This is a genomic window from Streptomyces sp. NPDC004266, from assembly GCF_042874095.1.
In the GTDB taxonomy this organism is placed as follows: Bacteria; Actinomycetota; Actinomycetes; order Streptomycetales; family Streptomycetaceae; genus Streptomyces.
This window is the reverse complement of sequence record NZ_JBIAMM010000005.1, coordinates 281,069-303,286: the sequence shown is the minus strand read 5'-3', so window position 1 is coordinate 303,286 and position 22,218 is coordinate 281,069. Positions and strand designations below refer to the sequence as shown.

Annotated in this window: 22 protein-coding genes and 6 tRNA genes; 11 read left to right on the top strand and 17 right to left on the bottom strand. The window is 73.7% G+C overall.

Translation table 11 applies throughout. The annotated features are described in order from the left end of the window. The first annotated feature begins 171 nt into the window (after positions 1-171). Complete coding sequence (locus ACFYUZ_RS15120) at positions 172-729, top strand: CGNR zinc finger domain-containing protein (RefSeq protein ID WP_030691999.1); 558 nt, start codon at positions 172-174, stop codon at positions 727-729. Positions 730-780: 51 nt separating this feature from the next. Here ACFYUZ_RS15120 and ACFYUZ_RS15115 read toward each other — a convergent pair whose 3' ends face one another. Together ACFYUZ_RS15115 and ACFYUZ_RS15110 are read right to left on the bottom strand one after the other, a co-directional pair. After that, a complete protein-coding gene (locus tag ACFYUZ_RS15115) occupies positions 781-945 on the bottom strand; it encodes a hypothetical protein (protein WP_352023408.1) in 165 nt (54 codons plus the stop codon). 122 nt (positions 946-1,067) lie between these two features. Then, a complete protein-coding gene (locus ACFYUZ_RS15110; RefSeq protein ID WP_389309030.1) occupies positions 1,068-1,481 on the bottom strand; it encodes a hypothetical protein in 414 nt (137 codons plus the stop codon). 149 nt (positions 1,482-1,630) lie between these two features. Between ACFYUZ_RS15110 and ACFYUZ_RS15105 the strand changes: the two genes are divergently transcribed. Then, positions 1,631-2,146, top strand: a complete 516-nt coding sequence (locus ACFYUZ_RS15105; RefSeq protein ID WP_389309028.1) for a DsbA family protein — start codon at positions 1,631-1,633, stop codon at positions 2,144-2,146. A 6-nt stretch (positions 2,147-2,152) separates the two neighbouring features. Here ACFYUZ_RS15105 and ACFYUZ_RS15100 read toward each other — a convergent pair whose 3' ends face one another. The 3 genes from ACFYUZ_RS15100 to ACFYUZ_RS15090 are packed head-to-tail and all read right to left on the bottom strand — an operon-like array spanning position 2,153 to position 4,929. Then, positions 2,153-2,992: a GNAT family N-acetyltransferase gene (locus tag ACFYUZ_RS15100; protein ID WP_389309026.1), complete on the bottom strand. Its 840-nt coding sequence runs from the start codon at positions 2,990-2,992 to the stop codon at positions 2,153-2,155. Positions 2,993-3,034: 42 nt separating this feature from the next. Then, the gene (locus tag ACFYUZ_RS15095) at positions 3,035-3,865 is read right to left on the bottom strand and encodes an aminotransferase class IV (protein WP_389309024.1); all 831 of its coding nucleotides are present in this window, start codon (positions 3,863-3,865) and stop codon (positions 3,035-3,037) included. After that, a complete protein-coding gene (locus tag ACFYUZ_RS15090) occupies positions 3,862-4,929 on the bottom strand; it encodes a chorismate-binding protein (protein ID WP_389309022.1) in 1,068 nt (355 codons plus the stop codon). Before ACFYUZ_RS15090 ends, ACFYUZ_RS15095 begins: the two co-directional genes overlap by 4 nt. A gap of 278 nt (positions 4,930-5,207) precedes the next feature. On the opposite strand from ACFYUZ_RS15090, the gene ACFYUZ_RS15085 reads away from it, so the two are divergent. The 6 genes from ACFYUZ_RS15085 (at position 5,208) to ACFYUZ_RS15060 (ending at position 5,778) form a co-directional block, all read left to right on the top strand. Continuing rightward, a tRNA-Gly gene (locus tag ACFYUZ_RS15085) sits at positions 5,208-5,280 on the top strand. A 39-nt stretch (positions 5,281-5,319) separates the two neighbouring features. Further along, positions 5,320-5,393 (top strand) — tRNA-Cys (locus ACFYUZ_RS15080). A gap of 1 nt (position 5,394) precedes the next feature. After that, positions 5,395-5,466: transfer RNA gene (locus ACFYUZ_RS15075), tRNA-Val, on the top strand. Positions 5,467-5,500: 34 nt separating this feature from the next. Beyond that, positions 5,501-5,575 (top strand) — tRNA-Val (locus ACFYUZ_RS15070). Positions 5,576-5,602: 27 nt separating this feature from the next. Then, positions 5,603-5,674, top strand: a tRNA-Val gene (locus tag ACFYUZ_RS15065). Between the two features lie 29 nt (positions 5,675-5,703). Beyond that, positions 5,704-5,778, top strand: a tRNA-Val gene (locus ACFYUZ_RS15060). Between the two features lie 52 nt (positions 5,779-5,830). Here the strand turns inward: ACFYUZ_RS15060 and ACFYUZ_RS15055 are convergent. The 3 genes from ACFYUZ_RS15055 to ACFYUZ_RS15045 form a co-directional block, all read right to left on the bottom strand. Continuing rightward, positions 5,831-6,112: a zf-TFIIB domain-containing protein gene (locus ACFYUZ_RS15055; protein ID WP_030691993.1), complete on the bottom strand. Its 282-nt coding sequence runs from the start codon at positions 6,110-6,112 to the stop codon at positions 5,831-5,833. Positions 6,113-6,179: 67 nt separating this feature from the next. Then, positions 6,180-7,193, bottom strand: a complete 1,014-nt coding sequence (locus ACFYUZ_RS15050) for a phosphotransferase family protein (protein WP_389309020.1) — start codon at positions 7,191-7,193, stop codon at positions 6,180-6,182. A gap of 192 nt (positions 7,194-7,385) precedes the next feature. After that, positions 7,386-7,550 carry a hypothetical protein gene (locus ACFYUZ_RS15045; RefSeq protein ID WP_030691991.1) on the bottom strand — a complete coding sequence of 55 codons (165 nt, stop codon included), beginning with the start codon at positions 7,548-7,550 and terminating at the stop codon, positions 7,386-7,388. Between the two features lie 503 nt (positions 7,551-8,053). Between ACFYUZ_RS15045 and ACFYUZ_RS15040 the strand changes: the two genes are divergently transcribed. Then, on the top strand, positions 8,054-9,229 hold the full coding sequence (locus ACFYUZ_RS15040) for a serine/threonine-protein kinase (protein WP_389309018.1): 1,176 nt from the start codon (positions 8,054-8,056) through the stop codon (positions 9,227-9,229). A gap of 28 nt (positions 9,230-9,257) precedes the next feature. Here the strand turns inward: ACFYUZ_RS15040 and ACFYUZ_RS15035 are convergent, their stop codons facing one another. The 8 genes from ACFYUZ_RS15035 to ACFYUZ_RS15000 all read right to left on the bottom strand — a co-directional run bounded on the left by ACFYUZ_RS15035 (position 9,258) and on the right by ACFYUZ_RS15000 (position 20,319). Beyond that, on the bottom strand, positions 9,258-10,076 hold the full coding sequence (locus ACFYUZ_RS15035) for a TrmH family RNA methyltransferase (RefSeq protein WP_389309016.1): 819 nt from the start codon (positions 10,074-10,076) through the stop codon (positions 9,258-9,260). Positions 10,077-10,183: 107 nt separating this feature from the next. Further along, a complete protein-coding gene (cobA, locus tag ACFYUZ_RS15030; protein WP_389309014.1) occupies positions 10,184-11,416 on the bottom strand; it encodes a uroporphyrinogen-III C-methyltransferase in 1,233 nt (410 codons plus the stop codon). 231 nt (positions 11,417-11,647) lie between these two features. Next, complete coding sequence (gene cobT / locus ACFYUZ_RS15025; RefSeq protein WP_389309013.1) at positions 11,648-15,151, bottom strand: nicotinate-nucleotide--dimethylbenzimidazole phosphoribosyltransferase; 3,504 nt, start codon at positions 15,149-15,151, stop codon at positions 11,648-11,650. 333 nt (positions 15,152-15,484) lie between these two features. Beyond that, entirely contained in the window at positions 15,485-16,726 is a 1,242-nt protein-coding gene (gene cbiE, locus ACFYUZ_RS15020; RefSeq protein WP_389309011.1) for a precorrin-6y C5,15-methyltransferase (decarboxylating) subunit CbiE, read from the bottom strand. A gap of 71 nt (positions 16,727-16,797) precedes the next feature. Beyond that, entirely contained in the window at positions 16,798-17,433 is a 636-nt protein-coding gene (locus tag ACFYUZ_RS15015; protein WP_389309009.1) for a GNAT family N-acetyltransferase, read from the bottom strand. A gap of 221 nt (positions 17,434-17,654) precedes the next feature. Continuing rightward, positions 17,655-18,509, bottom strand: coding sequence for a MetQ/NlpA family ABC transporter substrate-binding protein (locus tag ACFYUZ_RS15010; protein WP_389309007.1), 855 nt, complete (start codon positions 18,507-18,509; stop codon positions 17,655-17,657). A 92-nt stretch (positions 18,510-18,601) separates the two neighbouring features. Continuing rightward, positions 18,602-19,270, bottom strand: a complete 669-nt coding sequence (locus ACFYUZ_RS15005; RefSeq protein ID WP_041128301.1) for a methionine ABC transporter permease — start codon at positions 19,268-19,270, stop codon at positions 18,602-18,604. Beyond that, positions 19,267-20,319, bottom strand: a complete 1,053-nt coding sequence (locus tag ACFYUZ_RS15000) for a methionine ABC transporter ATP-binding protein (RefSeq protein ID WP_389309004.1) — start codon at positions 20,317-20,319, stop codon at positions 19,267-19,269. The genes ACFYUZ_RS15005 and ACFYUZ_RS15000 overlap by 4 nt, the downstream gene beginning before the upstream one ends. Before the next feature lie 604 nt (positions 20,320-20,923). Here ACFYUZ_RS15000 and ACFYUZ_RS14995 point away from each other — a divergent pair. Together ACFYUZ_RS14995 and ACFYUZ_RS14990 are read left to right on the top strand one after the other, a co-directional pair. Then, positions 20,924-21,286, top strand: a complete 363-nt coding sequence (locus tag ACFYUZ_RS14995; protein WP_389309002.1) for a hypothetical protein — start codon at positions 20,924-20,926, stop codon at positions 21,284-21,286. Between the two features lie 2 nt (positions 21,287-21,288). Continuing rightward, positions 21,289-21,711: a hypothetical protein gene (locus tag ACFYUZ_RS14990; RefSeq protein ID WP_389309000.1), complete on the top strand. Its 423-nt coding sequence runs from the start codon at positions 21,289-21,291 to the stop codon at positions 21,709-21,711. On the opposite strand, the gene ACFYUZ_RS14985 is transcribed toward ACFYUZ_RS14990, so the two are convergent. After that, positions 21,708-22,196: a GNAT family N-acetyltransferase gene (locus ACFYUZ_RS14985; protein WP_389308998.1), complete on the bottom strand. Its 489-nt coding sequence runs from the start codon at positions 22,194-22,196 to the stop codon at positions 21,708-21,710. The genes ACFYUZ_RS14990 and ACFYUZ_RS14985 overlap by 4 nt on opposite strands. Positions 22,197-22,218: the final 22 nt, after the last annotated feature.

Below are 22,218 nucleotides of genomic sequence, written 5' to 3'. Positions count from 1 at the left end.
GCGCCGTCCGACTCGGGGAGACGGCGCCGCGCGGACAGTCACATAGGCACGAGATCCGGCGCTCCCACCGCGCAGCCGGCGCGGTGGTGGGCGCCGGTGTCGTCTTCCGGGGCGCGCTAAAGTCAGCGCCATTCCGCGGGCGCCCGCCCGCGGCCGGCCAGGGAGCGAATCGTGCTGATCCCCCACGACACCCGGATCGCCCTCGACACCGTCGTCGATCTGATGAACACCGCGCCCCAGGGCGACCGCGCCGACGAGCTCGCGGGCGTCCCGGAGCTCCACGACTTCCTGGACGCGCACAAGGTCAGCGGCGTGGGCGAGCTCGGCCCCGACGACCTGCGCGCCGTGCGCGAGGTGCGCGAGAAGTTCGCGGCGGTCTTCTCCGCCCCCGAGGCCCGGATCGCGGCCCCCCTGATCAACCAGCTGGTGGCGGGCGCGGGCACCACCCCCCAGCTCACCGACCACGACGGCTACGACTGGCACGTGCACTACTTCGCGCCGGGCGCCTCGGTGGCGGACCACCTCGCGGCCGACTGCGGCATGGCCCTGGCGTTCATCGTCGTGGCGGGCGAGCAGGAGCGGCTGCGGCGCTGCGAGGCGCCGGACTGCGGCCGGGCCTTCGTGGACCTCTCGCGCAACCGCTCACGCCGGTACTGCGACAGCCGCACCTGCGGCAACCGTCTGCACGTGGCCGCCTACCGGGCACGCCGCAAGGAAGCCGCGGGCTGACCGCCCCGCACCGGGGAGCCCGATCCGGGCCGGGACCCCGGGGCCTGGAGGTCACAGGACGTAGAGATCGTGCAGCGCGGCCATCAGCAGCAGACAGCCGATCACCCCGAGGAAGATCATCAGCGGCGGCTGGGAGAGCGCGAACAGGCAGCCGCGCGGCTCTTCGGCGGGGGCGTCGGTGGCGGCGGGCACGGGCTCCCGCGAGGTATCCAGCATCTCGGGGGGATGATGGCGCACCCCGCACCCGGCGAATCCCGCAACACGCCCCGCGGCGGGGGCCGTTCACCCCTTCCCGTGGATCACGGAAAGGGGACGGACACCGGAACCGCCAGAAGTGATCAGATTCCGTGCTTCTTCAGAATCGCCTCGATGTCGCTGAAGTCCTCGCCGGCGGGCCGCTCGGCCCGCGGCTTCGCCGTCACGCCGCGGGAGGGCGAAGCCGCGGCCGGGGCCACGGCTCTCGGCTCGGCTCCCCCGGCGGTCACCTCGCGGCCGGCCCGGCGCCGCTCCACGGCCCGGGTGGACATGAAGAGCAGCCAGGCCACGCCCAGCACGCCGAAGCCGACCCAGGCCACCGGGCTGAAGGCCGTGTCGGCGATCCAGTCGACCGCGCCCGTCATCACCAGACCGAGCGGCACCAGGGCGTAGGCCGCGATCCGGGCGGCGGACAGGAATCGCTTCCGGTACGCCGCGATCGCGGCGATGCCCAGGCCCGCCGCGGACACCGCGGAACAGATGGTCTCGGCGAGCATGCGGTCCTCCAGGTGCCGGGCGATACGTCCCTTCCATCCTGCACCGCGGGGACGGCCCGGGGCCATGGGCCGGGCCCGGTCTCAGGGAGATCTCCGGGTCGTCCCGGCCGGGATCTCCTCCCCGGGTCCCGGTGAGGGAGACTGCTGCCATGAACGACTCCACCACCGCACCCGCCTCCCCCGTCGTCCTGGAGGCGTGGTTCGACCTCCAGTGCCCCGACTGCTTCCAGGCCCTCGACGACGTCCGCGCGCTCCGCGAGAAGTACGGCGACCGGCTCGACGTGCAGCTGCGTCACTTCCCGCTGGCCAAGCACAAGCACGCGTACGCCGCCGCCCAGGCCGCCGAGGAGGCCGTGGAGCAGGGCGAGGGCTGGCCGTACGCGGAGGCGCTGCTCGCCAGGACCGCCGAGCTCGGCGAGCGGGGCGAGCCGGTCCTCCTGGAGGTGGCGGCCGGGCTCGGCCTGGACGCCGAGGAGTTCGACACCGCGCTGATCGACGGCCGGCACCTGCTGACCGTGGACGCCGACGAGGCCGAGGGCAAGGCGATCAAGGTCACCGGCACCCCGACCTACGTCATCGGCGGCGAGCGACTGGACGGCGGCCGGAGCCAGGAGGGCCTGCGGGAGCGGATCGAGACGATCGTCGACCGCCTCCTGGAGCGGTAGGGCGTCTCAGAGCAGCGGCTTCGCGCTGTTGACGAGGCTCGTGCGGTAGCCGAGCGACTCGTAGAGCCGGATCGCCGGGGCGTTGCCCGCGAACACGTGCAGTTCGAGGAGGCTCTCCCCGGCCTCCAGGGCGATCTGCTCGGCCAGCAGCATCAGGGCCCTGCCGTACCCCTTCCCGCGCTCCCCCTCGACGACCTCGACCTCGAAGACGAAGGCCGTCGCCTTCCCGGGCTCGCGCTCCAGCCGGCCCACCCACAGATAGCCGACGACCCGCCCGTCCCGCACGCCGACGGTCACGGTGACGCCCGGGGTCGCGAGGCCCTGCGGGAGGAAGCGGCGACGGCCGTCCTCGGCCTTGGCGAGCGCCTGCTCCTCCGGGACGCCCCGGTCGATCCAGCTCTGCGCGAAGGCGGCCCGGGACTTCGCCGACCACTCCTCGAACTCCGCCTCGGTCACCGGCCGGTGCTCGAAACCCCCGGGCAGCCGCGGCGGCTCGGCCGGCAGCTCCTTGACCATGTTCCGGCTGCGCTCGGTGTACCCGAGCGAGCGGGCCATCCGCAGGGCGGCCTCCGCCTCGGCGGGAACCGAGATCTGCACCTCGCCGCAGCCCCAGCCGCGCAGCACCTCCTCCGAGGCGAGCGCCGCCACCGTGCCCCGGCCGCGGCCCCGGTCGGGCTCGTCGACCAGGAGGCGCTCGATCAGGCCGGAGGCCGTACCGAAGGCCGGATCGGTGGCGAGGTGTACGGAGCCGACCCGGCGGCTGTTCACGCAGATGTCGAAGGTGCGGGAACGGCCGCCGTCGGCGGACTGCTGAAGCGGCTCGGACGGCCGCAGGGTGGTGGTCATCATGGGTGTTCTACCCATCCGCCCGGCACCCGTCATCCGGTTTTACGCGAGCCGCGGGTCCCGGTTCCCGGCCGCCCGCTCGTCGAAGACCCGCATCGCCTTGGCGGTGACGGGGCCGGGCGCGCCCGCGAGCTCCCGGCCGTCGACCCGGTGCACGGCCTGGACGTCGCGCAGGGTCGAGGTCAGGAAGATCTCGTCGGCGCTCTCCAGCACCTCCAGCGGCAGGTCGGCCTCCTCGGCGCCGGTCCACTGCACGGCGAGGGCCCGGGTGATGCCCGCGAGGCAGCCGGAGGAGACGGGCGGGGTGAGGATCCGGCCGTCGACCACGACGAAGACGTTGGAGCCGGTGCCCTCGCAGAGCTGCCCCACGGTGTTGGCGAAGAGCGCCTCGGAGGCACCCTGCTCGCGCGCCCTGGCGAGGGCGACGACGTTCTCGGCGTACGAGGTGGTCTTGAGACCGGTGAGGGCTCCGCGCTCGTTGCGCGTCCAGGGGACGGTGATCACGGCGGTGGAGTCGGGGCGGCGGCCGGTCTCGCCGAGGGCGACGACCAGGCTCGTCCCGGCGTCGCCGCGCTCCGAGCCGAGCGGGGAGAGTCCGCCGGTGTACGTGATGCGGAGCCGGCCGAGCTCCATCGGGTTGGCCTCCAGGACGGCCGCGCAGGCGCGGCGGACCTCGTCGAGGTCGGGGTCGGGCAGGCCGAGGCCGCGGGCGGAGCGGGTGAGCCGCTCCAGGTGGAGCGTGAGAGCAAACGTTTCGCCACGCTCCGCCTTGACCGTCTCGAAGATGCCGTCGCCGACGGTCAGTCCGTGGTCCAGTACGGAGACCCGGGCGGTCTCCGCGTCGTGCAGCCCGCCGTTGACCCAGAGTTTCATCGAGAGATGGCCTTTCCGCTCGCCTCAGAGGCGCCTGACTCGTAGGCGCCCGACGCTATCGCGACCAGGCGGGCCGCCTTCAGCTCGGTCTCCTCCCACTCGCGCTCCGGATCGGAACCCCAGGTGATCCCGGCGCCCGTGCCGAAGCGGAGCACGCCCTCGGGGCGGTCGATCCAGAAGGTGCGTATGCCCACGGCCAGCTGGGCGGTGTCCGCGTCGGCGTCGACCCAGCCGATGCCTCCGCAGTACGGTCCCCGGGGCGCGGTCTCCAGCGCCTCGATGATCCGCAGCGCGCTGGACTTGGGCGCGCCGGTGACGGAGCCGGGCGGGAAGGTGGCGGCGAGCAGCTCGGGCCAGCCGGCGTCCTCGCGCAGCAGTCCGGTGACCGTGGACACGAGGTGGACGAGACCGGGGTGCTCCTCGACGGCGCAGAGCTCGGGGACGGCGACGGTGCCGGTCTCGCTGACGCGGCCCAGGTCGTTGCGGACCAGGTCGACGATCATCACGTTCTCCGCGTGGTCCTTGGGCAGGAGGTCGGCGGCGGTGCGGCCGGTCCCCTTGATGGGGCCCGAGGAGATCAGGGCCCCTTCCTTGCGCAGGTACAGCTCGGGGGAGGCGGTGGCGATCTCCACGCCGTGGGCGGGCAGCCGGATCGTTCCGGCGTAGGGGGCCGGGTTGCCCCGGGCCAGGAGCGCGGTGAGGGCGTCGACGTCGGCGCCGGCCGGGTCCGGCAGGGGCGCGGTCAGCACCCGGCAGAGGTTCGCCTGGTAGACCTCGCCGCGCGCGATGTGCTCGCGCACGCGCCGTACGCCCGCGGTGTACGCGGCGCGGTCGAGCGAGGACGTCCAGTCACCGGCGGCGGGTCCGCGCCAGGCGCCGGGGACGGGCGTGGAGACCGGGTCGAGCCGGACGTCTCCGAAGCGCGCGCAGGTGAGGCGCCCTTCGAAGTCCGCGCAGACGGCCCAGAAGCCCGCGGAGTCCAGCGCCTCGGGGTCGTGGGTGACGTCCCGGAGGTCGGTCGCGACGAGGCCGCCGAAGCGGGCCAGGGGAGCAAGGTCGTGCACGCATCGAGTCTAGGTCCGCCGGGGCGGGGGCACGGGCTCGTGTGCTCCGGGCCACGAGGGGCGTGCGGGACGGGGCACGGGAGGGGCGTCCGACGGGGGCTCCCCGCCACCCCGGGGACACGGCGGGTGAACGCCGCACGAACCCTCCGTGAGGCCCGGCGGGGCACGGGGAAGGGCCCGCAGGTCAGCACGCTGCGGAAACGCGTTTTTGTACTGGCCCAGGAATCCGCTAGAGTTCAACACGTCGCCGGGACGCGCAAGCGGAACGGAAACGACAAGCGGACGTGGCTCAGTTGGTAGAGCATCACCTTGCCAAGGTGAGGGTCGCGAGTTCGAATCTCGTCGTCCGCTCGATGTGGGGGATCTTCCCGAACCCCCGTATTCACTCCTGGTGGAGTGGCCGAGAGGCGAGGCAACGGCCTGCAAAGCCGTCTACACGGGTTCAAATCCCGTCTCCACCTCCAAGGACGATTAGCTCAGCGGGAGAGCGCTTCCCTGACACGGAAGAGGTCACTGGTTCAATCCCAGTATCGTCCACTGGACCTTCGGGTCCTGGATCTTCGGATCCCCCGCGCGATTAGCTCAGCGGGAGAGCGCTTCCCTGACACGGAAGAGGTCACTGGTTCAATCCCAGTATCGCGCACCACAGTTCACGCACCCCTCGGGTGCGCCAGCGCGATTAGCTCAGCGGGAGAGCGCTTCCCTGACACGGAAGAGGTCACTGGTTCAATCCCAGTATCGCGCACACAGTACCGGCACCCCTCGGGTGTACCCGCGCGATTAGCTCAGCGGGAGAGCGCTTCCCTGACACGGAAGAGGTCACTGGTTCAATCCCAGTATCGCGCACCAGCAAGAAGCCCCCGGCCGCAGCTCGCGGCCGGGGGCTTCTTCGCGTCCCGGGTCAGGAGGAGAAGAGCATCCGCCCGAAGCCGCCCTTGCGGTAGTGGCCGCCGTGGTGACCGCCGTGGTGCGGGGCGCCCCAGGCGGGCGCGGCGGGGGCGGGCTGCGCCGGGTAGGCCGGCGGGGCGGGCGGGGCCTGCTGGACCCACTGGGACTCCAGGCGGGTCAGGGCCTCCAGCTCGCCGTAGTCCAGGAATATGCCCCGGCAACCGCTGCACTGCTCGATCTGGACGCCGTTGCGGTTGTACGTGTGCATGGCCGCATGGCACTTGGGACACTGCATGCTCGGCTCAACTCCCTGACATTGCCGTTCGAATGGTGGCTTCACCTTACGTGGACGCCGAAAGGGCCTACCCGGTTCGATGTCCGGCGATGCGGGCACAGGTGTCGATCATCACTTCCTCGACCTCGTCGAGCGGCCGGCGCTCGGCCGTGGACTTGGCCAGGGCCAGGGCCGCGGTCTGGACCGTCAGCGCCCGGGCGGGCACGTCGAGCCGGCTCCAGGGCTCCGCGCCCGCGGCGGGGCCGCCCGCCTCCTGGTACGCGCCGAGGAAACGCGTCCAGACCTCGGGCGGCAGGAGACCGGCGGCGAACCACGCGGCGGGCCGGGCCAGGTCCCACGCGGGGTCGCCCAGGCCGAGGTCGTCGATGTCGATGAGCCGCCAGGGCGCCCCGCCGTCGGAGCGGGCCGGGGTGCCGGCCACGACGCCGGCCGCGCGGCGGGTGTCGCGGACCAGCTGGCCGAGGTGGAAGTCGCCGTGGCACAGGAGCCGGTGCGCCGTCGCGGGGCCCTCGGGCACCGTCCGCCAGGCGTCCAGGACCGTGGCCGCCGCCGGATGGTCCGGAGCCGTACGGCGCATCCGCTCCACGGCGAGGGCCGCCTTCTCCGGGGCCCGCATGTCCGGGAGGCGGTCGGCCCAGCCGGGCGGGGGCGGGGTGCGGTGCAGCAGGGCGAGGAGCCGCGCCGCCTCCTCCCACGGTGCGGCGTCCGGGTCCTCCGGGGCGACGGGCGGCCCGTACGGCCAGACCGTGACCGGGCGGTCGTCCAGCGCGTCGGGGCTCGTCCTCGGCAGCGGGAGGGGCGGCAGGAAGACGCCTCCGACGTCCTGGTGCGCGGCCAGCGCGAGCCGTACGCGATGGGCCTCGGGGTCGGTGCCGGGCGCGTGCGCCTTCGCGACGAGCCCCCCGTGCCGTACGACGGTCCCGTCGTCCCGGTCCGCCAGCACCCCGACGAGGCCGCCCTCGCAACGGCAGGGCTCGCCGGACGGGTGGGCGGCGGTGCGGGCGAGGGCGGCCAGGCGGTGGAGCGGGCCTTGGCCGTCGGGCGCGGAGGACGGGAGCGAGGTCGGGGGTGCTGGGGCCACTCCGGGAGCGTACGGGGTGGCCGCTCGCGCCGGCTGCCGCTCGGTGGACGGCCGGTCCTGTCGGGAACGCGCGAGGGCCGGTCAGCTCCCCAGCTGACCGGCCCCACGCTGCCGTCCGCCGCACCCCCGTCCCCACGGGGTTGATGGCCGGATGTCCCGACCCGGGCCGCTCTCCCGGGTCCGGGGCGCCGCTCAGCGCCCCAGCATCACGCCCACGGACGACGCCTGTGTGACCACCGCTTCCCAGCCGCCGAAGACGACCACGAGCAGGGCCGCGAGAGGGAGGACCATGGCCGTGGCCACCAGGGGGTGACGGCGGCCGGAGGGCCGGGTGGTCCGCGGTGCCGTGTAGGCCATGGTTCCTCTCCTGTCGTGTCTGGCGCGGCGGGTGCGTGACCTCGGGGGACGAGTGCTGCACCCGCCGCATGACCTCAACACTAGGGAGCGGGAGGCGCCGGGACGTCATGCCCGCGTACCGACTTCCGGGCCTCCCGAAGGATGACGCCCGCCCGTGCGACGTACTCCCCTGGGTGGAGACGGCGGCCCGGAACCCCGGGTCTTCCCGGAGGGGACGGCGCCCGAGTGACATCGCTCACTTCCCCGGCCCCCGGATGTGCGACCAGGGGCGCGGGCCCGGTCCGGCGGTCCCCGGCGGTGCTCTTCGGGGTCTGCCGTCGTGTTCGCGTCCGCACGTCAAGTGGGTCTCCCGGCAGGGGGGTTGGGGGCCGGTTCCGTTGCCTCCGGTCCCCCGGTCTCCCCCTCAGCACTGACAATCGATCCCGGTGCGAGGGCGCGGCCTATGAGCGCGTACGGGCGCCACTACGTAAGCTGTGCCACGTCGAACGGACGAGGGGACGGACATGGCGATGATGCGGCTCCGGCGCGAGGATCCGCGGATCGTCGGGTCGTTCCGGCTCCACCGCAGGCTGGGGGCCGGCGGGATGGGCGTCGTGTACCTGGGGTCCGACCGGCGCGGCCAGCGGGTGGCGCTGAAGGTGATCCGGCCCGACCTGGCCGAGGACCAGGAGTTCCGTTCGCGGTTCGCCCGTGAGGTGTCCGCGGCCCGGCGGATCCGCGGCGGCTGCACCGCCCGGCTCGTCGCCGCCGACCTGGAGGCCGACCGCCCCTGGTTCGCCACCCAGTACGTGCCGGGCCCCTCGCTGCACGACCGGGTCGCCGAGGAGGGTCCCCTGCGGGCCGCCGACGTGGCCTCGATCGGGGCGGCGCTCTCCGAGGGCCTCGTCGCCGTCCACGAGGCCGGGGTCGTCCACCGCGACCTGAAGCCCTCGAACATCCTGCTCTCCCCCAAGGGCCCCCGCATCATCGACTTCGGCATCGCCTGGGCCACCGGCGCCAGCACCCTGACCCACGTGGGGACGGCCGTCGGCTCACCCGGTTTCCTCGCCCCCGAGCAGGTGCGCGGCGCGGCCGTCACCCCCGCCACCGACGTCTTCTCGCTCGGCGCCACCCTGGCGTACGCGGCGATGGCCGACTCCCCCTTCGGGCACGGCAGTTCCGAGGTCATGCTCTACCGCGTCGTGCACGAGGAGCCCCAGCTGCACGGGGTGCCGGACGCGCTGGCGCCGCTCATCAGGGCCTGTCTCGCGAAGGACCCGGAGGACCGTCCCAGCACCCTGCAGCTGTCGATGCGGCTCAAGGAGATCGCGGCGCGCGAGGCCCAGGGGCTGCCGGTCTCCCGGCCGCCGGTGCAGCGGGAGCGCGCCGAGGAGCGGAGCGCCGTCCGGCCCACCGAGCGGTACACCGACCGGGACGTGCCCGGCCGCGGTCCGGAGCGTGAGCGGGGTGGCGAGCGGGGACGGGGTGCCGGCCCCTCGTCCCGGCCCTCGGCGGGGCCCCGGACCGGCGGCTCGCGAGGGCCTCAGTCCCGTCCCGGGACCCGGCCCGGCGCGCGCTCCACGTCGACCGGGCGCCGGCCCGCCAATCCCCGGCTGCTGCGGCAGCGGCTCTTCGTCTTCGTGGTCGTGACCCTCGTCGTGGCCCTCGGGATCGCCGCCGCGCAGGCCCTGCAGGGGTAGAGCGCGCGGGCCCCGCAGGGGCGGGGGGTCAGGCCTCCGGGCGGCCCGTCGCCACCGCGTAGAACGCGACGGCCGCCGCCGCGCCCACGTTGAGCGAGTCGACGCCGTGGGCCATCGGGATGCGGACCCACTCGTCGGCGGCGCGCAGGGCCTGCGTGGAGAGGCCGTCGCCCTCCGCCCCGAGCATCAGCGCCACCCGGTCCAGGCGGTGCGGGGCAGCCTCGTCGATCGAGGTCGCCTTCTCCGCCGGGGTGAGGGCGAGGAGCTTGAAGCCCGCCTCCCGTACCGCCTCCAGACCTCGGGGCCACGTCTCCAGGCGGGCGTACGGGACCGAGAACACCGCGCCCATGGAGACCTTCACCGAGCGTCGGTACAGCGGGTCCGCGCAGTCCGGGGACAGCAGGACCGCGTCCATGCCCAGGGCCGCGGCGCTGCGGAAGATGGCTCCGATGTTGGTGTGGTCGTTGACCGACTCCATGATCACCACCCGGCGGGCGCCGGCGAGCAGCTCGGCGGCCTCCGGGAGCGGCTTGCGCTGCATGGAGGCGAGGGCGCCCCGGTGCACGTGGTAGCCGGTGACGCGCTCGGCGAGGTCCGGCTGGATCGCGTACACCGGCGCCGGCACCTCGTCGATGACGTCGCGCATGACGTCGACCCACTTGGCGGAGAGCAGCATCGACCGCATCTCGTACCCGGCCTGCCTGGCCCGGCGGATGACCTTCTCACCCTCCGCGATGAACAGGCCCTCGGCCGGCTCGCGCCTGCGGCGGAGCTCGACGTCGGTCAGGCCGGTGTAGTCGCGCAGGCGCGGGTCGTCGGGGTCGTCGATCGTGATGAGTTCGGCCACGAGGTGATACTGCCTTGTCCGGGGTGCGGTGCCAATGTGTGCGGGGGCGACCTGTCGTCCGGTCGCCCCCGGTTGCGCGCCTGCCGTCGTGTGCGGGCGGGCGGGGGTCACTTCGTCAGTCTGTCGGGGCCCTCGGTGACCACCTCGCCGATGACGATGACCGCCGGCGGGCGGACCTCCTCCGCCCTGACCGTCTCCGCGACCGTCGCCAGCGTCGCGTCCACCCGGCGCTGGGTCGCCGTCGTGCCCTCCTGGACCAGGGCCAGAGGGGTGTCCGGGGACTTGCCGTGGGCGATCAGCGCCTCGGCGATCTTGCCGATCTTGTCGACGCCCATGAGGATGACCAGCGTGCCCGTCAGCTTCGCCAGGGACGCCCAGTCCACCAGCGAGCGCGGGTCGTCGGGGGCCACGTGGCCGCTGACCACGGTGAACTCGTGGGCCACCCCGCGGTGCGTCACCGGGATGCCGGCCGCGCCGGGGACCGAGATCGAGCTGGAGATGCCCGGGACCACCGTGCAGGCGATGCCCTCGGCGAGCAGCGCCTGGGCCTCCTCCATGCCCCGGCCGAAGACGAACGGGTCCCCGCCCTTGAGGCGGACCACGGACTTGCCCTGCTTGGCGTGCTCGATGAGCGCGTTGTTGATGGCCTCCTGGGCCATGAAGCGGCCGTACGGGATCTTCGCCGCGTCGATCACCTCGACGTGCGGCGGCAGCTCGTCCAGGAGGTCGCGGGGGCCGAGCCGGTCCGCGATGACCACGTCCGCCTCCGCGAGCAGCCGGCGGCCCCGGACGGTGATGAGGTCCGGGTCGCCGGGGCCGCCGCCCACCAGGGCGACGAAGGGGGTGCGGGAGCGGTGCGCGGGCGCGGCGATCGAGCCGTCGCGGAGGCCCTCGACGATCGCGTCGCGCACGGCGGCGGAGCGGCGGGGGTCGTGACCGGTGAGCACCGCCACCGTGACGCCCGCGTCCCTGCCCGTCGCCGGGGTCCAGGCCGTCGCCGCCTCGGCGTCGTCCGCGCGCACGCACCAGGTCCTGGTCCGCTCGGCCTCGGCGGAGGCGGCGGCGTTCGCCACCGGGTCCGTGGTCGCCACCAGGGCGTACCAGGCGTCGGCCAGGTCCCCGTCCTCGTACCGGCGCTTGATCCAGGTGATCTCGCCCGTCTCCGCCATCGCGTCCACGGACGGGGTGGCGGACGGGGAGATCAGGGTGATGTCGGCACCCGCGGCGATGAGGGCCGGGAGTCGGCGCTGGGCCACCTGACCGCCGCCGAGGACGACGACGCGGCGGCCGGCGAGGCGCAGTCCGACGGGGTAGGCGGGGTGCTCGGCGTTCTCGGCCATGTGTGAGCGGCTCCTCGGAGAGCGGTGCGGTGCGGGCGAGGGGGCCGCTGCGGCGGTGGAGCGGCTCGTGCACGGTCGTACGTGGCCGTGCACCGTCACGATATCCGTGACCTGGGGTTTGCAGGGTGTGAGGGATGTCCCCCGCGCGGGGGTGCGCACGGGGACGCGCCGGACCCTGCTCCGGCGCGCGTCCCCCGCTTCCGTCGGTGGGCGGGGGACGCGCGGGTGGTGCTACTTCTCCGTGACTCCCGCCGAGTCGAACGTGGCCACCTCGTGCATCGCCCGGGCCGCGCTCTGGACCAGGGGCAGGGCCAGCAGGGCGCCCGTGCCCTCGCCGAGACGGAGGTCCAGGTCGACCAGCGGGCGCAGGCCCAGCTTGTTGAGGGCCGCCACGTGGCCCGGCTCGGCGCTGCGGTGACCCGCGATGCACGCCGCGAGGGACTCGGGGGCGATGGCGCGGGCGACGAGGGCCGCCGCGCCCGTGGAGACGCCGTCCAGGATCACCGGCGTACGGAGCGAGGCAGCGCCCAGGATCAGGCCCACCAGGGCCGCGTGCTCCAGGCCGCCGACCGCCGACAGGACGCCGATCGGGTCCGCCGGGTCCGGCTTGTGCAGGTCGAGGGCGCGCCGGACCACGTCCACCTTGCGGGCGTGCGTCTCGTCGTTGATGCCGGTGCCCCGGCCCGTGACCTCGGCGGCGTCCACGCCCGTGTAGACCGAGATCAGCGCGGCGGACGCGGTGGTGTTCGCGATGCCCATCTCACCGGTGAGGAGGGCCTTGTTGCCCGCCGCCACCAGGTCGCGGGCCGTTTCGACGCCCACTTCGATCGCGGCCAGCACTTCCTCACGGGTCATCGCGAGGCCCGTGGTGAAGTCGCCCGTGCCCGGGCGGACCTTGCGGGGCAGGAGGCCCGGGGTGGCGGGGAGTTCCGAGGCCACGCCCACGTCGATGACGCAGACCTCGGCGCCCACCTGGTTCGCGAAGGCGTTGCAGACCGCTCCCCCGCCGAGGAAGTTGGCCACCATCTGGCCCGTGACCTCCTGCGGCCACGGGGTGACGCCCTGGGCGTGGACACCGTGGTCGCCGGCGAAGATCGCCACGGCGGCCGGCTCCGGGATCGGGGGCGGGCAGACCCGGGAGAGGCCCGAGAGCTGTGCGGAGATGATCTCCAGCATGCCCAGCGCCCCGGCGGGCTTGGTCATGCGCTTCTGCCGCTCCCACGCCTCGCCGAGCGCCTTGGCGTCCAGCGGGCGGATGTTCGCGACGGTCTCCTGGAGCAGGTCGTGCGGCTCCTCGCCGGGGAGCGCCCGGCGGCCGTACGTCTCCTCGTGGACGACCCAGGCCAGCGGGCGGCGCTTGGACCAGCCCGCCTGCATCAGCTCGGGCTCCTCGGGGAACTCGTCGACGTAGCCCACGCAGAGGTACGCGACCACTTCGAGGTGCTCGGGGAGGCCGAGCGCACGGACCATCTCGCGCTCGTCGAAGAAGCTGACCCAGCCGACGCCGAGGCCCTCGGCGCGGGCCGCGAGCCAGAGGTTCTCGACGGCGAGCGCCGAAGAGTACGGGGCCATCTGCGGCTGCGTGTAGCGGCCCAGCGTGTGGCGGCCGCCCCGGGTGGGGTCGGCGGTCACGACGATGTTCACCGGGGTGTCGAGGATGGCCTCGATCTTCAGTTCCTTGAACTGCTTCGCCCGGGCCTTCGGCAGCGACTTGGCGTAGGCCTCGCGCTGACGCTGCGCCAGCTCGTGCATCGTCTGCCGGGTCTCGGCGGAACGGATGACGACGAAGTCCCACGGCTGCGAGTGGCCGACGCTGGGCGCCGTGTGGGCCGCTTCGAGGACGCGCAGGAGCACCTCGTGCGGGATCGGGTCGCTGCGGAAGCCGTTGCGGATGTCGCGGCGCTCGCGCATCACGCGGAGGACGGCCTCGCGCTCGGCGTCGTCGTAGCCCGGGGCCGGGGAGTCGGGACGGCTCTCCGCCTGCTCCTCCTGCTCCTCCGCCTGGACCTCGGCCGGCTCTTCCGCCTGGACCTCGGCCGGCTCTTCCGCCTGGACCTCGGCAGGGGAATCGGACGTCGGTGCTTCGGACGTCGCTGCTTCGGCCCGGGGCTCCGGCCGGTCGGCCTCGGCCTCGGGGGCCGGCGCGGGCTCGGTGGTCGGCTCCGGCTGCTCCTCCGCGAGGACGGGGGGCTGCTCGGCCACCGCCTCCGCCGGTCCTTCCGCCTGGGCCTCGACCGGCGCCTCCGCCACGGCCGGCGCCTCCGCCACGGCCTCGACGACGGCGGGCTGCTCGGCGGGCTGCTCGACCGCAGGGTCCACGAAGACCTCCGCGACCGGCTCCGCGACCTCGGGAGCGGTCTCGGGAACGGCCTCGGCCTGGACCTCGGCGGGGGCGGCTTCGGCGGTCGGGATCTCCACCGGCTGGGCCGGGACGGGCTCCTGCACGGGCTGTACGGGCTCGGCCGGGGCCTCGGCGACGGGCTCGGCCGGGAGCTCGACGACGGGCTCGGCCGCCTGCGGCTCGGGGACCCGCACCGGGTCGGCGGGCTCGCCCTCGCGGGGCGCGGGCACGGTCGCCGGGGCGTCCACGGTCTCCGCGAGGGGCTCGGCGGCCTCCACGACGGGCTCGACCCCCTCGGCCGGAGCCTCCGCCACCGGCTCCACGGGCGCCTCCGCCACGGGCTCGACCGGAAGCGACGGCTCCTCGGCCTGAAGCGACGGCTCCTCGACCGGGAACGACGGGTCCTCGGCCTGAGGCGACGGCTCCTCCGCCGGAGCCTGCTCCGCGACCGGCTCCGGCTCGGTGGCCTGGGGCGCCTCGGCGGCCGGGGTCGGGGCCAGGTGCGGGGTCGTCGGGACGGAGCCCTCGACCTGGACGAACTGGGCCGTCGGCGGGACGACCGTTTCTGCGGGTGCCTGCGGCGCGGCCTGCTCCTGCGGCTGCGCGACCCAGGGCTCGGCGCCCTGCGGGGCGAGCTGCTGGTCCTGCGCGATCTCGAAGTACTCGGGGCCGGTGGTCGGCGGGCCCGGGTTCCGCACCGGCATCGGGGCGGGGGCCGTGGCCACGACCGGCTCGGGGACCGGCGCGGGCTGCGGGGCCGGGGCGGGTGCGGTGGCCGGGCCGCGGTCGGCGAGGGAGAGGACGACGCCACCGCCGGCCTCGGGCACCGGCGGGCCCATGTGCAGCGGGCGGCGGGCCGGCGGCGGGGTCGGGGCCGCGGCCGGCGGGGGCATGCGGACGCCGCCGAGGTCGACGGAGCCGGAGTCGCGGCCGGCCGCCTCGTGGGCGCCGGTGTCGAGGATGCCGGGCTCGTAGCCGTGCTCGGTGGCCACGGGGACGCCGTGCGCCGGGGTGCCGAGCGGCACGCCCTGCGCCGGGGTGTGGCCCTGCGGGGCGGTCAGCACGTCGGCGAGCGCGACCCCGTCGGGGAGCGGACCCGTGAGCGGGTCCGGCAGCGGGGCGGTGAGCGGGTCGCCCATCGGGACCTGCGCCTCCGGGACGACGGGGGCCGCCGGCGGGGCCGGGACGGCGACCGGCGGCGCGGGCACGACGCCCGGCGGGTGCTCGCTCCAGGCGCCCTGGGCGCCCGGCATCAGGAGCAGGTCGTCGTCCTCGGTGGTGTGGCCGGAGGGGTCCAGGAAGGCGTACGCGTCCGGAGCGGGGATGCCCGGCTGCTCGACCATGCCTGCGTTCTCCGGCAGCCCCTCGCCCGGGACCTGGCCGGTGTCCGTCATGCGTACCCCTCGCCCATCGCTTGTGCTCCTTCAGACCTGCGCCCGTCGACAAGAACGAGCGCGCGCGCCGCGCGGCACGAAACACGCGCGGACACCCACACATTGTCGCGGCCTTCGGCCATCGTGGCAGGGAGATCTGCCACGGTGCGCTGTGGACTGCGCCACGTCGCGCGGTCCCCCCGTTGTCAAGTACCACATCAGTGGCACAAAGCGGCCACCCATTCGGGACATTGGCGAACAGAGTGCCGAACGTCCCGGTGCGGTACAACAATCGGCCAGCCTACCCTGCCCCGGTCGGGCGGCCTGGTCACGGGTGGGGGTCCCCCGGCGGGGCTAGGGCGAGTTCGTCCTGCGTCCGGACAGCAGGAAGACGACCGAGCGCTCGCGTTCCGACCAGTCGTCCGGGTCGAGCCCGACGGTCTGGAGGAGGACGGTCTCGACGGCGTAGCCGCCGTCGGCGAGGGCGGTGGCGATCGCCTCGGCCTCGTCGCGGGTGGAGGCGTGGACCACGATGCGTTCCGGGCGCCGGTCGGTGCAGGCGGTGACGACGGGGACGCCGCCGGCCGCGATCCGTACGACGTCGGGTTCGGGCAGGCTCTCCAGGACGTGCGGGGCGCGGCCCGGGACGGTCTGGAGGAGGACCCCGTGGCGGCGGGCGGCCCGTTCGGTGCGGGCGCAGGCGGCCGGGTCGGTGTCCACGGCGATGACGGCGGCGCCGAAGCGGGCGGCCTCGACGGAGAAGGCGCCGCCCGCGCAGCCGATGTCCCAGACGAGGTCGCCGGTGCGGGGCCCGAGGCGGGCCAGTTGGGCGGCTCGGAGGGCGGGGTCCGCGCCGGCGCCGGTGTGGGCCGGTCCGGTTCCGGGGCCTTCGCCCTCGGAGTCGTACTCCTCGGTGGGAAGGCCCCAGCCGCGTACCGTGCGCGTGGCCGGGTCCCGGCCCATCAGCCAGGGGGTGGTGGGGGCGCCTCCGAGGGCGCCGCCGATGACGAGGACGACGTTCGGGTCGCGCCAGGTGTGGTCGGCGGCCTTGTCGGAGGTGAGGACGGAGACCTGTTCGCGGTCGGTGCCGAGCTCCTCGCAGACGACGAAGGTGCGGTGGACGCCTTCGAGGAGGAGGGCGAGCTCGGCCGGGCCCGCGCCGGGCGAGGTGAGGACGGCGACCTTGGGGTGGGCGCGGCAGACGTTGACGGCGCGGCGCAGGGTGCGCTGGTGGGCGACGACGATCCGGGCGTCCTCCCAGGGCATGCCGGCGCGCGCGAAGGCGGTGGCCACGGACGAGACGGCGGGGACGACCTCGACCTCCAGGCCGTGCTGGGGGGCGCGCAGGGTGCGGACGACGCCGAAGAAGCCGGGGTCGCCGTCGGCGAGGACGACGGCGGTGCCGCGGTGGCCGGCGATGCGGCGGGCGGCGAGGTCGACGCTGCCGAGGCGGATGCGTTCGGCGTCCGGCGGCACTTCGGGCAGCGTCAGGTGGTGGCCGGCGCCGGCCACGAGGGTGGCGGCGGAGAGCGCGGACCGGGCCGCCGCGGTGAGGGGCGAGCCGTCCCAGCCGATCACCGTGACGCGGTCGGCCATCGTCGTCTGTCTCCCTGGTGTCGTCGCAGGTCGGGGGCGTGCCGAGCGTACCCCGGGATCGCTGGGGGGGCTCAGCTCCAGTCGGTGTACGAGGAGTAGCCGGCCTCGGCCATCTGGTCGGCGACGCCGTCGAGGTCCTCGGGGAGGAGGCCCCAGACGATGAAGTCGGTGCGCAGTTCGGTCCAGCTGCCGTCCTCGGTGCGGGCGCGGGCTATGCAGGCGTTGCGCAGGACGCCCTCGCTGATGCAGCCGATCTTCTGGGCGACCTGCTGGGAGGCGGTGTTGTCGGCGGCGGTGCGCAGTTCGAGGCGTTCGAACTTCTGGTCGCCGAAGAGCCACTGGGCGGTGGCGAGCGCGGCTTCGGAGGCGTAGCCCTCGCCGCGGGCCCAGGGGGCGATGATGTAGGACATCTCGGTGGAGCGGACCCGCCAGTCGGTGTTGCTCAGCTGGACGATGCCGACGAGACGCTGGGTCAGGAACTCGGTGACGGCGAGGTCGAGGCCCCGGCCGGCGGTGCGTTCGGTGGGGGCGTACTCGGTGATCCAGCGGTGTGCGGCGGCCTCGGTGTAGGGCTGGGGCACGGCGGTCCAGGCGGCGACCATCTCGTCGTTCATCATCTCGGCGAGGGCGGGGGCGTCCGTCTCCTCGAGCGCGCGCAGCACCAGCCGGTCCGTGTTGATGGAGATGTCCGGGAAGGTGGTAGTCATGCGCAGCTCCATGCCGTGGACCGTCCGAATCGACCGTGAACGCACAGCATGCAGCATGCGGCCGCCGGTGCGCATGGCCGGGTCGGGTGTGCCGGGGGTGCGGGGGGTGGGCGTGCCGAAGGCCCCGCGCACCGGACGGGATGCGGGGGGCCTTCTGCTCAAGGACTGTACGGGGGAACCGGCCTGACGGCCCCTCGGACGTGGTGGTCGCCCGTCGGGCCTTACTGGGCGGCGCCGAAGGCCGGGATGACCGAGCCCTTGTAGGTGTCCTCGATGTACTTCTTCACCTCGGGCGAGTTGAGGAGCTCGGCGAGCTTCTGCACGCGGGCGTCCTTCTCGTTGCCGGCCTTGACGGCGAGGAAGTTGGCGTACGGGTTGCCCTCGGCCTTCTCCAGGACCAGGGCGTCCTTCGCCGGGGAGAGCTTGGCCTCGATGGCGTAGTTGCCGTTGATGACGGCGGCGTCCACGTCGTTCAGGGCGCGGGGCACGGTGGCGGCCTCCAGCTCCTTGAACTCCAGGCCCTTCTTGTCGGTGATGTCGGAGAGCTTGGCGTCGGTGCCGACACCCTCCTTGAGGGTGATGAGGCCGTTCTCGGCGAGGAGGTGGAGCGCGCGGCCCTCGTTGGTGGTGTCGTTCGGGACGGCCACGGTCTGGCCGGCCTTGATGTCCTTCGCCGACTTGAGGCTCTTGGAGTAGAGGCCCAGCGGCTCCAGGTGGACGTTGACCACCGGGACGATGGTGGTCTTGTTCTTCTTGTTGAAGTCGTCGAGGTACGGCTTGTGCTGGAAGAAGTTGGCGTCGACCTGGCCGGACTGGGTGGCGGTGTTCGGCAGGACGTAGTCCGTGAACTCCTTCACCTCCAGCTTCAGGCCGGCCTTCTCGGCCAGGTTGTCCTTGACGAAGTTGAGGATGTCGGCGTGCGGCGTCGGGGACGCGGCGACGACGAGGGGCTTGTCGGCGGAGCCGGCCGAGTCCTTGGCGGAGGACGGGTCCGAGGAGGTGCCGCAGGCGGTGAGGCCGAGGGCGAGGGCGGCGGTGGCGGCGATACCGGCGGTGAGCTTGATGTTCTTACGCACGAAGAGTGCCTCTTTCCGGTGGAGCGGTGGACGCCTGGACAACAAGTCCGGGCTGTTCTTCGAAAACGAAGTCTTGGGGTGGCCGGGGGCCGTCAGGCGGTACGGCCCCGGCGGGCGAGGAGCCGGACGACTCCGTCGCCGATGAGCTGGACGACGGTCACGATGGCGACCAGGACGACGACGGTGACGAGCATGAACGTGGTGTCGAAGCGCTGGTATCCGTAGGTGACGGCCTTGGAGCCGAGGCCCTCGCCGCCGACCGCGCCGGCCATCGCGGAGTACCCGATGAGCACGATCACGGTGGTGGTGACGGCGGAGACGAGGGACGGCAGGGCCTGCGGGAGCAGGACCTTGCGGACGATGGTGGGGATGCCGCCGCCCATGGCCTGGACGGCTTCGACGAGTCCGTGGTCGACCTCGCGGATCGCCGTCTCGACGAGGCGCGCGAAGAAGGGGATGGCGCCGATGGCGAGCGGCACGATCATCGCGGTCGGGCCGATGAAGGTGCCGACGACGAAGGTCGTGAAGGGGATCAGGGCGATCAGCAGGATGATGAACGGCAGCGAACGCCCGACGTTCACGATCGCACCGACGACCTTGTTCACCGGCCGGTTCTGCAGCAGTCCGCCCTTGTCCGTGAGGACGAGGAGGATGCCGAGCGGCAGGCCGCCGACGATGGTGACGACGGTGGCCCACAGGACCATGTAGAGCGTGTCGACGGTGCCCTGCTCCAGGAGGGGCTGCATCTCCGACCAGGTCACTTGGCACCTTCCTTCACCAGCACGGGCGCGGCGGCCGGCTGTGCGTCGTCTTCCACGAGTTCGACCTGGAGGCCCTGTTCGCGCAGGAAGCCGACCGGGACGACGTTGTCCTCGTACCGTCCGGGGAGCTCGATCCGCATCCGGCCGATCTGCTTCCCGCCGACGGTGTCCATCGCCGCCCCGAGGATCGAGATGTCGATGTTGTACGTGCGGGAGAGCTGCGAGACGACCGGCTGGGTCGCGGCCTCGCCGTGGAACGTGACGTCGACGACGGTGCGGTCGGGGCCCGTGGGGGCGCCGCTCACCGGGAACAGTTCGGCCGCCAGCTGGGAGCCGGGGGTGGCGAGCAGTTCGCCGACGGTGCCGGACTCGACGATGCGGCCCTTCTGCATGAGCGCGGCGGAGTCGCAGATCGTCTTGACGACGTCCATCTCGTGCGTGATGAGCAGGACGGTGAGGCCGAGCTGCCGGTTGAGGTCGCGCAGGAGCTGGAGGATGGAGCGGGTGGTCTCCGGGTCGAGGGCGCTGGTGGCCTCGTCGGAGAGCAGGACCTTGGGGTTGCCGGCGAGGGCGCGGGCGATGCCGACGCGCTGCTTCTGGCCGCCGGAGAGCTGGCCGGGGTAGGACTTCGCCTTGTCGGCGAGGCCGACCAGGTCGAGGAGTTCCAGGGCCCGGCGGGAGCGCTCGGCGCCGGAGACGCCGAGGATCTCCAGGGGGAGCTCGATGTTGTCCTTGACCGTGCGGGAGGACAGCAGGTTGAAGTGCTGGAAGACCATGCCGATGCTGCTGCGCGCCCGGCGCAGGTCCTTGCCCGCGCGGCGGCTCTTCCCGGCCAGTGCGGTGAGGTCGACGCCGTCGACGGTCACGGTGCCGGAGGTGGGGCGCTCCAGGAGGTTGACGCAGCGGATGAGCGAGGACTTGCCGGCGCCGCTCTGGCCGATGACGCCGAAGACCTCGCCCTCGCGGACGTGGAGGTCGACTCCGTCCAGAGCGGTGACCTGTCGGCCGCGCGACTCGTAGACCTTGGTCAGGCCCGAAGTGGTGATCACAGGGGTTTCCGTCACTGTCGAGTGCGCGACGCGGGGTCCGTCGCGCACGGGGCATTCGTCTTCGGACAGTCAGGCGCACGGGGGGCCGTTCCGGCCGGCTGGTGGCCGGTGGACAGCGGTGCGCGGGGCAGGCACGGTCCGGCGCCGGGTGGCGGGCGGATCGGCTCGGCCGTCGGGGTCTCGCTTCGGGGCGCGAGGCTCAGGCGGGGGCCCTCAGATGGCGCACATTCGACACGTACAACGAGCACCGGGCGTCGTGTTCGCCTCGGTCGCAAGGGTGCGGCTGCTCGTCGTGGTCATGGCTGCAAGTAAAACATGCGCAGCTGCGAAGGGAAGCGGCTTGTCCGAATAGCGGACATCGCTGAGACGCCAGGCGGACACGTCGGGGGCGGCTCGCGGTGCGCCTTCCCGTGCCTGGCCTGGCGGGAGCCGCCTCCGCCCCGGCCGCGGCGGGACCGCCGCGGGGTGCGGGGGTGTGGCCAAGGCCACGCGGCGGGCGGGGCCCCGAGGGGGCGGGGCGGGGCCCCGAGGGAGCGGGGCAGGAGGCCTCGGCGAGCCGGGGGCGGGCGCGGCGGGGCGGGCGGGCCGTAATACCCTCGGGCGCATGCTTGACGCCCTGACGGTCGCGGTCTCCGCGGCCGCGCTCGCCCTCGCCGCCTGGTGCGGCCTCGCCGCCTTCCGGGACCAGTCGACCAAGGACTGGCACTTCATCGGCATGGCCGTGGTGACCTTCCTGGTCCTGGTCCAGCTGATCGTCGGCATCGTGCAGCTGGCGCGCGGCGAGAAGGCCGAGGAGGGCGCGACGATCTTCGTCGCCTATCTGCTCGGCGCGCTGTGCGCGGTGCCCATCGCCGGTTTCATGTCGCTCGCGGAGCGCAGCCGGTGGGGTTCGGCGACGGTGGCGGCCGGCGCGGTCGTCCTGGCCGTGCTCGAAGTGCGTCTCTACGACATCTGGACGGTGGGCTGACCATGACCGAGACGCAGGAGAGGGCGGCGGGCGGGAAGACCCGTCTCGTCACCGGCCCGGGCATGCTGCTCGTCTGGCTGTACGGCGTGATGTCGGTCGGCGCGGTCTCCCGCTCGATCTACCAGATCGCCACCGAGTTCGACCGCGCGCCGCTGGCGTACGCGCTGTCGGCGGTGGCGGCCGTCGTCTACGTCTTCATCACGTACACGCTGGTGCGCGGCGGGGAGAAGGCCCGCAGGGCGGCGCTGGTGTGCTGCGCCGCCGAGCTCGCGGGCGTGCTGGTCGTGGGGACCTGGACGCTGGTGGAGCCCTCCGCCTTCCCGGACGCCACGGTCTGGTCGGACTTCGGCTACGGCTACGTCTTCATCCCGGTGCTGCTGCCGCTGACCGGCATCTGGTGGCTGCGGAGGTCGAAGGCCGCCTAGGCGGCCTTCTCCAGGGTCACCAGGGTGAGCCTCGGGCCGAGCTCGCGGGTGGCGACCTGCTCGTACCCCTTGCTGCGGTAGAGGCGCAGATTGCCCTCGCTGCGGTGGCCGGTGAAGAGCTGGAAGCGCTTGGCGGACGTCGCCGCCCCGGCGGCGGCCGCGAAGTGGCGCTCGATGCCGTCGAGGAGGCGGCCGCCGAGGCCGTGCCGCTGCATGCGCGGGTGGACGATCAGCTTGGCGATCCGCACGGTGCCGTCCTCGTCGAGGCGGGCCCGCACGGAGGCGACGACCTCGTCGCCGAGCCGGGCCACGAGTCCGTGTCCCTCGGCCAGTTCGGCGCGCAGGGCGTCGAGCGACTGGGTGAGGGGCTCGATGGACCAGTCCCCGTACAGCTCCGCCTCGCTCTGGTAGCAGAGGTACTGCAGCTTCAGGATGTGCTCCGCGTCCTGCGCGTCCGCCGCTGAGATGGTCACACTCAGGCCCATGTGTGCACGCCTCCCGCTCATC

What these genes read in the sequence shown, in the direction of transcription:
- ACFYUZ_RS14995 (WP_389309002.1), top strand. Translation starts at nt 20,924, where the DNA reads ATGCTTGACGCCCTGACGGTCGCGGTCTCCGCGGCCGCGCTCGCCCTC.
- ACFYUZ_RS15045 (WP_030691991.1), bottom strand. Translation starts at nt 7,550, where the DNA reads ATGGCCTACACGGCACCGCGGACCACCCGGCCCTCCGGCCGCCGTCAC.
- ACFYUZ_RS15115 (WP_352023408.1), bottom strand. Translation starts at nt 945, where the DNA reads ATGCTGGATACCTCGCGGGAGCCCGTGCCCGCCGCCACCGACGCCCCC.
- ACFYUZ_RS15055 (WP_030691993.1), bottom strand. Translation starts at nt 6,112, where the DNA reads ATGCAGTGTCCCAAGTGCCATGCGGCCATGCACACGTACAACCGCAAC.
- ACFYUZ_RS15100 (WP_389309026.1), bottom strand. Translation starts at nt 2,992, where the DNA reads ATGACCACCACCCTGCGGCCGTCCGAGCCGCTTCAGCAGTCCGCCGAC.
- cobT (WP_389309013.1), bottom strand. Translation starts at nt 15,151, where the DNA reads ATGACGGACACCGGCCAGGTCCCGGGCGAGGGGCTGCCGGAGAACGCA.
- ACFYUZ_RS15110 (WP_389309030.1), bottom strand. Translation starts at nt 1,481, where the DNA reads ATGCTCGCCGAGACCATCTGTTCCGCGGTGTCCGCGGCGGGCCTGGGC.
- cobA (WP_389309014.1), bottom strand. Translation starts at nt 11,416, where the DNA reads ATGGCCGAGAACGCCGAGCACCCCGCCTACCCCGTCGGACTGCGCCTC.
- ACFYUZ_RS15095 (WP_389309024.1), bottom strand. Translation starts at nt 3,865, where the DNA reads ATGAAACTCTGGGTCAACGGCGGGCTGCACGACGCGGAGACCGCCCGG.
- ACFYUZ_RS15040 (WP_389309018.1), top strand. Translation starts at nt 8,054, where the DNA reads ATGGCGATGATGCGGCTCCGGCGCGAGGATCCGCGGATCGTCGGGTCG.
- cbiE (WP_389309011.1), bottom strand. Translation starts at nt 16,726, where the DNA reads ATGGCCGACCGCGTCACGGTGATCGGCTGGGACGGCTCGCCCCTCACC.
- ACFYUZ_RS15015 (WP_389309009.1), bottom strand. Translation starts at nt 17,433, where the DNA reads ATGACTACCACCTTCCCGGACATCTCCATCAACACGGACCGGCTGGTG.
- ACFYUZ_RS14985 (WP_389308998.1), bottom strand. Translation starts at nt 22,196, where the DNA reads ATGGGCCTGAGTGTGACCATCTCAGCGGCGGACGCGCAGGACGCGGAG.
- ACFYUZ_RS15105 (WP_389309028.1), top strand. Translation starts at nt 1,631, where the DNA reads ATGAACGACTCCACCACCGCACCCGCCTCCCCCGTCGTCCTGGAGGCG.
- ACFYUZ_RS14990 (WP_389309000.1), top strand. Translation starts at nt 21,289, where the DNA reads ATGACCGAGACGCAGGAGAGGGCGGCGGGCGGGAAGACCCGTCTCGTC.